We start from the raw sequence: 11,623 nt of genomic DNA on the forward strand, positions 1-11,623 counted from the left end.
CCTCAGGTCATGATAGTATCAATATTCATGCATTAATTATGAATAAAAATACATTAACGTTGAGCATAAAGGAACCCGATGTTGAATACGCTGATTGTAGGCGCTAGCGGTTATGCGGGCGCAGAGCTTGTAAGCTACGTAAATCGCCACCCACATATGACCATAACCGCTTTGACCGTCTCAGCGCAAAGCAATGATGCAGGAAAGTTAATTTCTGATTTACATCCGCAGTTAAAAGGGATTGTCGACCTGCCATTGCAACCGATGTCGGATGTACGTGATTTTAGTGCAGATGTTGATGTGGTGTTCCTGGCGACAGCGCATGAAGTGAGCCACGATCTGGCGCCGCAATTTTTACAGGCCGGATGCGTCGTATTCGATCTTTCCGGCGCGTTTCGGGTAAATGATCGCGCCTTCTATGAAAAGTACTACGGATTTACTCATCAGTATCCTGAGCTGCTGGAGCAGGCGGTGTACGGTCTGGCGGAGTGGAATGCCGATAAACTGAACACGGCGAATCTGATTGCGGTTCCTGGTTGCTATCCAACCGCAGCGCAGTTGTCGCTAAAACCGCTGATTGACGGCGGTCTTTTGGATCTGACGCAGTGGCCGGTAATTAATGCCACCAGCGGGGTGAGCGGCGCGGGGCGCAAGGCGGCAATATCGAACAGTTTCTGTGAAGTGAGTTTGCAACCGTATGGCGTGTTTACGCATCGTCATCAGCCGGAAATCGCCGCCCATCTGGGCGCGGAGGTCATCTTCACCCCGCATCTGGGGAGTTTCCCGCGCGGGATTCTGGAAACCATTACCTGCCGCCTGAAAGCGGGAGTAACCCATGCGCAGGTCGCCGACGTGTTGCAAAAAGCCTATGGCGACAAACCGCTGGTGCGCCTGTATGACAAAGGCGTTCCGGCGTTAAAGAACGTCGTCGGGCTGCCGTTCTGCGATATTGGTTTTGCCGTCCAGGGCGAACATCTGATTGTGGTGGCAACCGAAGACAACTTGTTGAAAGGCGCAGCGGCGCAGGCGGTGCAGTGCGCTAATATTCGTTTTGGCTTCGCTGAAACGCAGTCTCTTATTTAAGGGTGAAATGATGAATCCATTAATTATCAAGCTGGGTGGCGTATTACTGGATAGCGAAGAGGCTCTGGAACGTCTTTTTACCGCGCTGGTCAACTATCGTGAGTCCCATCAGCGTCCGCTGGTGATTGTTCACGGCGGCGGTTGCGTGGTGGATGAGCTGATGAAAGGGCTTAATTTGCCAGTGAAAAAGAAAGACGGCCTGCGCGTGACGCCTGCCGATCAGATTGGCATCATTACCGGCGCGCTGGCGGGAACCGCTAACAAAACTCTGCTGGCCTGGGCGAAGAAACACCATATCGCCTCTGTTGGTCTGTTTCTGGGCGATGGCGACAGCGTAAAAGTGACCCAACTCGATGAAGCTTTAGGCCACGTCGGGCTGGCACAGCCGGGGTCGCCGAAGCTGATTAACATGCTGCTGGAAAATGGCTTTCTGCCGGTGGTCAGCTCCATTGGCGTAACAGACGACGGCCAACTGATGAACGTCAACGCCGATCAGGCGGCAACCGCGCTGGCGGCGACGCTGGGGGCCGATCTGATCCTGCTTTCTGACGTGAGCGGTATTCTGGACGGCAAAGGCCAGCGTATCGCCGAAATGACGGCGTCCAAAGCCGAGCAGCTTATCGACCAGGGCATTATTACCGACGGGATGATTGTGAAAGTGAATGCGGCCCTCGATGCTGCGCGGGCGCTGGGTCGCCCTGTGGATATCGCTTCCTGGCGTCATGCGGAGCAACTGCCGGCGCTGTTTAACGGCACGCCGATTGGCACGCGTATTCTGGCTTAACTATTTGTTTGCCCGATGGCGGCTGCGCCTTATCGGGCCTACGTGAACAGAAATTATAGGCCGGATAAGCGTAGCGCCATCCGGCAGTGAAATTCGAAGAATTTAAGGAAGTCTATTATGGCACTTTGGGGTGGGCGTTTTACACAGGCGGCAGACCAGCGGTTTAAACAATTCAATGATTCGTTGCGCTTCGATTACCGTCTGGCGGAGCAGGATATTGTCGGTTCTGTGGCCTGGTCCAAAGCATTGGTCACGGTAGGCGTACTGACTGCCGATGAGCAACGACAGTTGGAAGAAGCGCTGAACGTGCTGCTGGAAGAGGTTCGCGCGAATCCGCAGCAAATCCTGCAAAGCGATGCGGAAGATATCCATAGCTGGGTGGAAGGTAAGCTCATCGACAAAGTGGGTCAGTTGGGTAAAAAGCTGCACACCGGACGCAGCCGTAACGATCAGGTGGCGACGGACCTGAAACTGTGGTGCAAAGAGACGGTGAGGGAACTGCTTACCGCTAACCGCCAGCTACAGAGCGCGCTGGTGGAAACCGCGCAGGCGAACCAGGACGCGGTAATGCCGGGATATACCCATCTGCAACGCGCGCAGCCGGTGACTTTCGCCCACTGGTGTCTCGCGTATGTCGAAATGCTGGCGCGCGATGAAAGCCGCCTGCAGGACACGCTTAAACGTCTGGACGTGAGTCCTCTAGGCTGTGGCGCGTTGGCGGGAACGGCCTATGAAATTGACCGTGAACAATTGGCAGGCTGGCTGGGCTTTACGTCTGCGACCCGCAACAGCCTGGACAGCGTGTCCGATCGTGACCACGTACTGGAACTGCTTTCTGATGCGGCTATCGGCATGGTGCATCTGTCACGCTTCGCGGAAGATCTGATTTTCTTTAATTCTGGTGAAGCGGGTTTTGTAGAGCTTTCTGACCGCGTGACTTCCGGTTCATCGTTAATGCCGCAGAAGAAAAACCCGGACGCGCTGGAGCTGATTCGCGGTAAGTGCGGTCGCGTACAAGGGGCACTAACCGGCATGATGATGACCTTAAAAGGTCTGCCGCTGGCGTATAACAAAGATATGCAGGAAGACAAAGAAGGGCTGTTCGATGCGCTCGATACCTGGCTTGACTGCCTGCATATGGCGGCGTTGGTGCTGGACGGTATTCAGGTGAAACGCTCACGTTGTCAGGACGCGGCGCAACAGGGGTATGCCAACGCCACGGAGCTGGCGGATTACCTGGTCGCGAAAGGCGTGCCGTTCCGCGAAGCGCACCATATTGTCGGCGAAGCGGTGGTAGAAGCTATTCGCCAGGGTAAGCCGCTGGAAGCGTTGCCGCTGGCCGATTTACAGAAATTCAGCCGCGTGATTGGCGACGATGTGTATCCGATATTGTCTTTGCAGTCGTGTCTGGATAAACGGGCGGCAAAAGGCGGCGTTTCTCCGCAGCAGGTGGCGCAGGCCATCGACGATGCCATGGCGCGCCTCGCGTTATAAGCCTTATAAGCGTAGCGCCATCAGGCAATACTGCCCGGCCGAGCATCAGCGACGCCGGGCTTTTTTACGCAAAAAAAAGCGGACCAGAGGTCCGCAAAAGTTCACGTTGGCTTTAGTTATTTCGGGTTCGAGAGATACCCTCTGAACGGGCGGTGTCTTCAAGGGTTAAACGAGAAACCGCTCCGTTCTGTGATGTATTATTAATCAGAAAGGTTGATAGGGATAATCGTTCATTGCTATGCTACCTATCGCCATGAACTATCGTGGCGACGGAGGATGAATAATGAATATTCGTGATCTTGAATATCTGGTGGCGTTAGCCGAACATCGCCATTTCCGGCGAGCGGCGGACTCCTGTCACGTCAGCCAGCCAACCCTTAGTGGGCAAATACGTAAGCTGGAAGATGAGCTGGGCGTTATGCTGCTGGAGCGTACGAGCCGTAAGGTGCTGTTTACCCAGGCGGGCCTACTGCTGGTGGATCAGGCGCGTACCGTACTGCGTGAGGTCAAGGTGCTCAAGGAGATGGCAAGCCAACAAGGCGAGACGATGTCCGGCCCGCTGCATATTGGTTTAATCCCAACAATTGGTCCCTATTTGCTGCCGCTTATCATTCCAATGTTGCACCAGACTTTCCCGAAGCTGGAAATGTATCTGCATGAGGCGCAAACGCATCAGTTGTTAGCGCAACTCGATAGCGGCAAGCTTGACTGCGCTATTCTGGCGCTGGTGAAAGAGAGCGAGGCGTTTATCGAAGTGCCGCTGTTTGATGAGCCCATGATGCTGGCTATTTATGAGGATCATCCGTGGGCGAATCGCGATCGCGTGCCGATGTCCGATCTGGCGGGCGAGAAATTGCTGATGCTGGAAGATGGCCACTGTCTGCGCGATCAGGCGATGGGGTTCTGTTTTGAAGCGGGAGCGGATGAAGATACCCATTTCCGGGCGACCAGTCTGGAAACGCTGCGCAACATGGTGGCGGCGGGCAGTGGTATTACACTACTCCCCGCGCTGGCCGTACCGCAGGAGCGTAAGCGCGACGGCGTGGTTTATCTGCCATGCATTAAGCCGGAGCCGCGTCGTACCGTGGGGCTGGTTTATCGCCCGGGATCGCCGCTGCGTAGCCGTTATGAGCAACTGGCAGAGGCCATCCGTGGCGCAATGGATGGCCATTTCGACAAGGCGTTAAAACAGGCGGTTTAAGCCGTTCAACGCCGCAACCCGATAAGCTTCCGCCATGGTTGGGTAGTTAAAGGTGGTGTTAACGAAGTATTCGATGGTGTTACCACCACCTTTCTGCTCCATGATCGCCTGGCCGATATGAATAATTTCGGCGGCGCGTTCGCCAAAGCAGTGAATCCCCAGAATTTCTTTGGTTTCGCGGTGGAAGAGAATTTTTAGCGTGCCGACGTTCATGCCGACGATTTGCGCTCGCGCCAGATGCTTAAACTGCGCGCGGCCCACTTCGTAAGGCACTTTCATTGCCGTTAACTGCTGCTCGGTTTTGCCGACAGAACTGATTTCCGGAATGGTATAAATCCCGGTGGGGATATCTTCGATAAGATGTGCGGTCGCTTCGCCTTTCACCAGCGCCTGCGCTGCAATACGCCCCTGATCGTAGGCGGCGGAGGCCAGACTGGGATAGCCAATCACGTCGCCCACCGCATAGACGTGCGGCAGGGCGGTCTGGTACATACTGTTGACTTTGAGCTGTCCACGGCTGTCTGTTTCCAGACCAATATTCTCCAGCGCCAGCGAATCGGTGTTACCGGTACGGCCATTAGCATAGAGCAGGCAGTCAGCCTTCAGTTTTTTACCGGATTTCAGGTGCATGATGACGCCATCATCGCAGCCTTCGATTTTCTCATACTCTTCATTGTGGCGAATAACCACGCCGCTATTCCAGAAATGGTAAGAGAGAGAGTCGGACATCTCCTGATCGAGAAAGGCCAGCAGGCGATCGCGGGTGTTGATCAGATCCACTTTCACATCCATACCGCGGAAGATGGACGCATATTCGCAGCCGATAACGCCGGCGCCGTAAATAATAACGTGGCGCGGTTCATGGTGGAGACTCAGGATTGAGTCGCTGTCATAAATGCGCGGATGCGAGAAATCCACATCATTGGGATGGTAAGGACGCGAACCACAGGCAATAACAAATTTTTCTGCCGTCAGGGTTTCAACCGTGCCGTCATGGCATTCCAGCGCCAGGGTATGTTCGTCAATAAAATGGGCGTTGCCCTGCAAGATTTCACAGTGGTTACGCTCATAAAACCCCTGACGCATACGCGTTTGTTGATTAATCACGTTATCGGCATGATTAAGGATATCGGCGAATGAAGAACGAAGAAGACGGGAGTGGTCGCTATAGAGCGGGTTTTGATTAAATTCAATAATGCGGCTGACGGCGTGGCGAAGGGCTTTGGATGGAATGGTGCCCCAGTGGGTACATCCGCCGCCAACGTTATGATAACGCTCAATCACCGCGACGCGTGCTCCTTGCTTAACCAGACCCATTGCAGCGCCTTCACCGCCGGGGCCTGACCCTATGACGACTGCATCATAATCCCAGGAATGTGGCATGGTATTACTCACCTGTTTTTATACATAAAATAAACACGATGATAACATTTGCCCAGCTTTAACCCAATTATCGTTGTGCTTTTTTGCGAAGCCGGAGCACAAACTGTCTGTAAACAATCATTCACAATCCAGTGTGAACCCGTTACTTTTATTCTCTGGTATAGTGCCGAATAAGGCATATGGAAGGATTCAGACATTGTGATGGGTGTTAGAGCGCAACAAAAAGAAAAAACCCGGCGTTCGCTGGTGGAAGCTGCATTCAGCCAACTGAGCGCTGAGCGGAGTTTCGCCAGCCTGAGTTTGCGTGAAGTGGCGCGTGAAGCGGGCATTGCGCCAACGTCGTTTTACCGTCATTTTCGCGATGTCGATGAACTCGGTCTGACGATGGTGGATGAAAGTGGTCTGATGCTGCGTCAGTTGATGCGTCAGGCGCGACAGCGCATCGCGAAAGGCGGCAGCGTCATTCGCACGTCGGTCTCCACATTTATGGAGTTTATCGGCAACAACCCCAACGCCTTCCGTCTGTTGTTGCGCGAGCGTTCCGGCACTTCAGCGGCGTTTCGTGCCGCCGTCGCGCGGGAGATTCAGCATTTTATTGCGGAACTTGCCGACTATCTGGAACTCGAAAACCATATGCCGCGCGCGTTTACTGAAGCCCAGGCCGAAGCGATGGTGACTATTGTTTTTAGCGCGGGCGCAGAGGCGTTGGACATCGGCGCTGAACAGCGTCGGCAATTAGAAGAGCGGCTGGTATTGCAACTGCGCATGATTGCGAAAGGGGCGTATTACTGGTATCGCCGTGAGCAAGAGAAAATAGCACATCATTCCGAATAACGTGAAGGACGAGTAATGAAACAGTCAGGTCAAGATAAAGGTACGCTGTTGCTGGCGCTCATCGCTGGCTTATCGATTAACGGCACATTCGCGGCGCTGTTTAGCGCTATTGTGCCGTTCTCCGTATTCCCGGTTATCTCGCTGGTGCTGACGGTATATTGCCTGCATCAGCGCTACCAAAATCGTACTATGCCGGTAGGTTTGCCGGGGTTGGCCGCCGCTTGTTTCATTCTTGGCGTTTTACTGTATAGCACCGTCGTGCGTGCAGAATATCCGGATATTGGCTCTAATTTCTTCCCGGCGGTGCTGTCGGTGATTCTGGTATTCTGGATTGGCTTTAAACTGCGTAACCGCAAGCAGGACACCGCGGAATAGTGTGCGAATGCCGGATGGCGGTATAACCGGCCATCCGACGTACATTTTACCTTGCGGTAAGTAATACCCCGCATTCCATATGATGCGTATACGGGAACTGATCGAATAGCGCCAGGCGAGACACCGTGTGCGTCTGGCTTAACGTTTCCAGGTTTTTACACAACGTTTCCGGATTGCAGGAAATGTACAGAATACGTGGATAAGCCTGCACCATTTTTTCCGTTTCGCTGTCCAGACCGCTGCGCGGCGGATCGACAAAAATGGTTTCGCACTGATAGCGCTTCAGGTCGATCCCCTGCAGGCGGTTAAACTCACGAACGCCATTCATCGCCTGGGTAAACTCTTCCGCCGCCATGCGAATAATTTGTACATTATCAATATGATTAGCGGCAATATTGTACTGTGCGGCAGCGACGGACGGTTTGGCGATTTCGGTTGCCAGCACGCGGTCAAAATTGCGCGCCAGCGCTAAAGAAAAATTGCCGTTGCCGCAATACAACTCAAGCAGATCGCCTTTTGAGTCTTTCGTCACCTCCAGCGCCCACTCTAACATCTGAATATTCATGGCGGCGTTTGGCTGCGTAAAGCTGTTTTCGACCTGGCGGTAGATCATCTCTTTACCTGCCACAGGCAGACGCTCATCAATATAATCCTGATCCAATTCGATTTTAGTTTTAGTGGCCCGGCCAATCAGGTGTACGTTCAGACCTTGCGCGCGTAAAGCATCGCGTAACGCAGTGGCGGCTTCACGCCACTCTTCGTCCAGCTTCTTATGGTACAGCAACGACACTACCGCCTGGTTGCTCAAGGTCGTGAGATAATCGATCTGGAACAGCTTATGCCGCAGTGCATGATTATCGCGCACGCCGGCAATCATCGCCTTCATTAAGGTATTAATCAGTTGGCTGGCCGCCGGGAAGGTGTCAACGCGAATGCGGCTTTTGGTCTGCTGATCAAACATAATGTGGTACAGGTCATCGCCGTCATGCCACAGGCGAAATTCCGCACGCATACGATAGTGACTGACCGGCGAGCGAAATACTTCCGGAACCAGGTCAGAAAACGGCGCCATCATACTCTGCAAGCGCGCCACTTTTTCGGCCAGCTGCGCCTCATACTGTTCTGTCGGAAGATGTTCGGGGGTCATATCGCATCCTGAATAATAAAAGTACGCGGGGATTGTAGGGATTGCTCAGTGGATGTCCAGCTATTGATGATTTCTGATTTGTGATGCGCGGTCTGGACAGGGTGTTGTGACAGACGGTAGCATCCGTGGGCCGGTCCTGTGAGTTAATAGGGAATCCAGTGAAAATCTGGAGCTGACGCGCAGCGGTAAGGAAAGGTGAGATGAGAGCGTAAGCAGACACTGCCTCCGGCGGGAAGTCATCATTTCTGCTATCCAGCCAACGGATAACCCTCCAAGCCCGAAGACCTGCCGGCTAACGTCGCATCTGGTTTTTCATCATCGCGTACTATCGATGAAGCCTGCGGCATCCTTCTTATATTGTGGATGCTTTACAATGATTAAAAAAGCTACGCTGCTGACGGCGTTCTCCGTCACGGCCTTTTCCGCTTGGGCGCAGGACACTAGCCCGGATACCCTGGTTGTCACCGCCAACCGTTTTCAGCAGCCGCGCAGCGCGGTTTTGGCGCCCGTTACCATCGTGACGCGTCAGGATATTGAACGCTGGCAATCGACCTCCGTAAATGATGTTCTGCGCCGTTTGCCTGGCGTCGATATTGCGCAGAGCGGCGGCGCCGGACAAAACTCCTCCATTTTCATTCGCGGCACCAACTCCAGCCATGTACTGGTATTGATTGACGGCGTGCGTCTGAATTTAGCAGGCGTGAGCGGGTCCGCCGATCTCAGCCAGTTCCCGGTGTCGCTGGTACAGCGCATTGAATATATTCGTGGTCCGCGTTCCGCTATTTATGGTTCCGATGCTATCGGCGGCGTAGTGAATATCATTACGACGCGCGATAACCCAGGCACAGAATTAACCGCTGGATGGGGAAGCAATAGCTACCAGAATTACGACCTCTCGACGCAACAGCAACTTGGCGAAAACACGCGGGCGACGTTGATCGGCGATTACGAATACACCAAAGGGTTTGACGTGGTAGCGAAAGGCGGTACCGGGATGCAGGCGCAGCCTGACCGGGACGGCTTTTTGAGTAAAACGCTTTATGGCGCGTTAGAGCATACCTTTTCTGATCGCTGGAGCGGATTCGTGCGTGGTTATGGCTACGATAACCGTACCGATTACGACGCCTATTACTCGCCGGGCTCGCCGCTGATTGATACACGCAAACTTTATAGCCAAAGCTGGGACGCCGGGCTGCGCTTTAATGGCGAACGTATTCAGTCTCAGCTGGTTTCAAGCTATAGCCACAGTAAAGATTACAACTATGATCCGCACTATGGCCGGTATGATACCTCCGCCACGCTGGATGAGATGAAACAGTACAATGTTCAATGGACCAACAGTGTGGTCGTGGGGCACGGTAATGTTGGGGCGGGCGTAGACTGGCAGAAACAGACTACCACGCCAGGTACCGGCTATGTGCCCGAGGGATATGACCAGCGTAATACCGGGGTTTACCTGACAGGATTACAACAGTTGGGTGACTTCACTCTGGAAGCGGCGGCGCGCAGTGATGACAACTCCCAGTTTGGTCGTCACGGTACATGGCAAACCAGCGCGGGATGGGAGTTTATAGAAGGTTATCGCTTTATTGCTTCCTACGGAACCTCCTACAAAGCGCCTAATTTGGGCCAACTGTATGGTTATTACGGTAATCCGAACCTGAATCCTGAAAAGAGTAAACAGTGGGAAGGCGCATTTGAAGGGCTAACCGCTGGCGTCAGCTGGCGTATTTCAGGTTATCGTAACGATATTAATGACATGATCGATTATGACGATCATCTGCAAAAATATTACAACGAAGGTAAGGCGCGCATTAAAGGTATTGAGGCGACGGCGAATTTCGATACCGGACCGTTAACGCATACGGTCAGTTACGATTACGTTGATGCGCGTAATGCGATTACCGATACGCCATTACCCCGGCGTTCCAAACAGATGGCAAAATATCAACTTGACTGGGACGTTTACGATTTTGACTGGGGGGTGACATATCAATACCTTGGTTCCCGCTATGATTCGGATTACTCCGCTTACCCATACCGGACGGTAAAAATGGGCGGCGTCAGTTTATGGGATCTTACGGTTGCATATCCGGTCACCTCACATCTGACAGTTCGTGGTAAAATAGCCAACCTGTTCGACAAAGATTACGAGACAGTTTATGGCTACCAAACTGCAGGACGAGAATACACCTTGTCTGGCAGCTACACCTTCTGAACCACGTCCCACCGTGCTGGTATTTGATTCCGGCGTCGGTGGATTGTCGGTCTATGATGAGATTCGGCGGCTCCTGCCGGATCTCCACTATATATATGCTTTTGATAACGTGGCTTTCCCCTACGGGGAAAAGAGCGAAACGTTTATCGTTGAGCGCGTTGTCGAGATTGTGACTGCGGTACAGCAGCGCTATCCCCTTTCACTGGCGGTGATTGCCTGCAATACCGCCAGTACGGTCTCACTTCCCGCATTACGTGAAAAGTTTGCCTTCCCGGTGGTGGGCGTTGTGCCTGCGATTAAACCAGCGGCGCGGCTGACCGCAAATGGCGTCGTCGGGCTACTGGCGACGAGAGCCACGGTCAAACGTCCTTATACTCACGAGCTGATTGCGCGCTTCGCTAATGAATGTCAGATAGCGATGTTGGGGTCGGCAGAACTGGTGGAACTGGCGGAAGCTAAACTACATGGCGACTCGGTATCGCTGGAAGAGCTGCGCCGCATATTACGCCCATGGCTACGAATGCCGGAGCCGCCTGATACGGTCGTTCTGGGGTGTACGCATTTCCCTCTATTACGGGACGAGCTTTTGCAAGTCCTGCCCGAAGGGACGCGGTTAGTGGATTCCGGCGCGGCGATAGCGCGTCGTACAGCCTGGCTGTTGGAACATGAAGCGCCGGATGCGAAATCAACCGATGCCAATATTGCTTATTGCATGGCAATGACGCCAGGAGCTGAACAATTATTACCCGTTTTACAGCGTTATGGCTTTGAAACGCTCGAAAAACTGGCGGTTTAATGGCGTTTTGGGTAAATACCAGGCACTTGAGAAATTATTTTAAATTTCCTCTTGTCAGGCAGAAATAACTCCCTATAATGCGCCACCACTGACACGGAACAACGGCACACAGGCCGCCGGGTAAGCGGGGTTCAGACCAGAACCTCACGGAGAAAAGCGAAAATAAACGCTTGACTCTGAAGCGGGAAAGCGTAATATGCACACCCCGCGCCGCTGAGAAAAAGCGAAGCGGCACTGCTCTTTAACAATTTATCAGACAATCTGTGTGGGCACTCGAAGATACGGATTCTTGACGTCCTCGGACGAAA

Annotated in this window: 10 protein-coding genes and 1 riboswitch; of the genes, 8 read left to right on the top strand and 2 right to left on the bottom strand. The window is 53.3% G+C overall.

Annotated features, from left to right (window positions below; all coding sequences use genetic code 11):
- Positions 1-78: 78 nt before the first annotated feature.
- The 4 genes from argC to oxyR all read left to right on the top strand — a co-directional run bounded on the left by argC (position 79) and on the right by oxyR (position 4,562).
- Positions 79-1,083, top strand: coding sequence for an N-acetyl-gamma-glutamyl-phosphate reductase (argC, locus tag ACLJPE_RS20220; RefSeq protein ID WP_039514938.1), 1,005 nt, complete (start codon positions 79-81; stop codon positions 1,081-1,083).
- A 7-nt stretch (positions 1,084-1,090) separates the two neighbouring features.
- Positions 1,091-1,867, top strand: a complete 777-nt coding sequence (gene argB / locus ACLJPE_RS20225; protein WP_086776771.1) for an acetylglutamate kinase — start codon at positions 1,091-1,093, stop codon at positions 1,865-1,867.
- A 117-nt stretch (positions 1,868-1,984) separates the two neighbouring features.
- A complete protein-coding gene (gene argH / locus ACLJPE_RS20230; protein ID WP_052893975.1) occupies positions 1,985-3,361 on the top strand; it encodes an argininosuccinate lyase in 1,377 nt (458 codons plus the stop codon).
- A 283-nt stretch (positions 3,362-3,644) separates the two neighbouring features.
- Positions 3,645-4,562, top strand: a complete 918-nt coding sequence (oxyR, locus tag ACLJPE_RS20235; RefSeq protein WP_001025919.1) for a DNA-binding transcriptional regulator OxyR — start codon at positions 3,645-3,647, stop codon at positions 4,560-4,562.
- Here oxyR and sthA read toward each other — a convergent pair.
- Entirely contained in the window at positions 4,545-5,945 is a 1,401-nt protein-coding gene (sthA, locus tag ACLJPE_RS20240; RefSeq protein ID WP_001120789.1) for a Si-specific NAD(P)(+) transhydrogenase, read from the bottom strand. The genes oxyR and sthA overlap by 18 nt on opposite strands.
- Before the next feature lie 198 nt (positions 5,946-6,143).
- Between sthA and fabR the strand changes: the two genes are divergently transcribed.
- Both fabR and ACLJPE_RS20250 read left to right on the top strand, forming a co-directional pair.
- Complete coding sequence (fabR, locus tag ACLJPE_RS20245; protein WP_000971958.1) at positions 6,144-6,779, top strand: HTH-type transcriptional repressor FabR; 636 nt, start codon at positions 6,144-6,146, stop codon at positions 6,777-6,779.
- 15 nt (positions 6,780-6,794) lie between these two features.
- Positions 6,795-7,154: a YijD family membrane protein gene (locus ACLJPE_RS20250; protein ID WP_000813838.1), complete on the top strand. Its 360-nt coding sequence runs from the start codon at positions 6,795-6,797 to the stop codon at positions 7,152-7,154.
- Positions 7,155-7,200: 46 nt separating this feature from the next.
- On the opposite strand, the gene trmA is transcribed toward ACLJPE_RS20250, so the two are convergent.
- Positions 7,201-8,301 carry a tRNA (uridine(54)-C5)-methyltransferase TrmA gene (trmA, locus tag ACLJPE_RS20255; RefSeq protein ID WP_000186966.1) on the bottom strand — a complete coding sequence of 367 codons (1,101 nt, stop codon included), beginning with the start codon at positions 8,299-8,301 and terminating at the stop codon, positions 7,201-7,203.
- 114 nt (positions 8,302-8,415) lie between these two features.
- Positions 8,416-8,609, top strand: a riboswitch (cobalamin riboswitch).
- 65 nt (positions 8,610-8,674) lie between these two features.
- Between trmA and btuB the strand changes: the two genes are divergently transcribed.
- Positions 8,675-10,519, top strand: coding sequence for a TonB-dependent vitamin B12 receptor BtuB (btuB, locus tag ACLJPE_RS20260; RefSeq protein ID WP_000591411.1), 1,845 nt, complete (start codon positions 8,675-8,677; stop codon positions 10,517-10,519).
- On the top strand, positions 10,464-11,315 hold the full coding sequence (gene murI, locus ACLJPE_RS20265) for a glutamate racemase (RefSeq protein ID WP_000201804.1): 852 nt from the start codon (positions 10,464-10,466) through the stop codon (positions 11,313-11,315). The genes btuB and murI overlap by 56 nt, the downstream gene beginning before the upstream one ends.
- Positions 11,316-11,623: the final 308 nt, after the last annotated feature.

Source organism: Salmonella sp. SAL04196, from assembly GCF_046550835.1.
Taxonomy (GTDB): Bacteria; Pseudomonadota; Gammaproteobacteria; order Enterobacterales; family Enterobacteriaceae; genus Salmonella; species Salmonella enterica.

Excerpts from the sequence above, each read along its gene's own strand:
- argC (WP_039514938.1), top strand. The coding sequence starts at position 79 with ATGTTGAATACGCTGATTGTAGGCGCTAGCGGTTATGCGGGCGCAGAG.
- argB (WP_086776771.1), top strand. The coding sequence starts at position 1,091 with ATGATGAATCCATTAATTATCAAGCTGGGTGGCGTATTACTGGATAGC.
- argH (WP_052893975.1), top strand. The coding sequence starts at position 1,985 with ATGGCACTTTGGGGTGGGCGTTTTACACAGGCGGCAGACCAGCGGTTT.
- oxyR (WP_001025919.1), top strand. The coding sequence starts at position 3,645 with ATGAATATTCGTGATCTTGAATATCTGGTGGCGTTAGCCGAACATCGC.
- sthA (WP_001120789.1), bottom strand. The coding sequence starts at position 5,945 with ATGCCACATTCCTGGGATTATGATGCAGTCGTCATAGGGTCAGGCCCC.
- ACLJPE_RS20250 (WP_000813838.1), top strand. The coding sequence starts at position 6,795 with ATGAAACAGTCAGGTCAAGATAAAGGTACGCTGTTGCTGGCGCTCATC.
- trmA (WP_000186966.1), bottom strand. The coding sequence starts at position 8,301 with ATGACCCCCGAACATCTTCCGACAGAACAGTATGAGGCGCAGCTGGCC.
- btuB (WP_000591411.1), top strand. The coding sequence starts at position 8,675 with ATGATTAAAAAAGCTACGCTGCTGACGGCGTTCTCCGTCACGGCCTTT.
- murI (WP_000201804.1), top strand. The coding sequence starts at position 10,464 with ATGGCTACCAAACTGCAGGACGAGAATACACCTTGTCTGGCAGCTACA.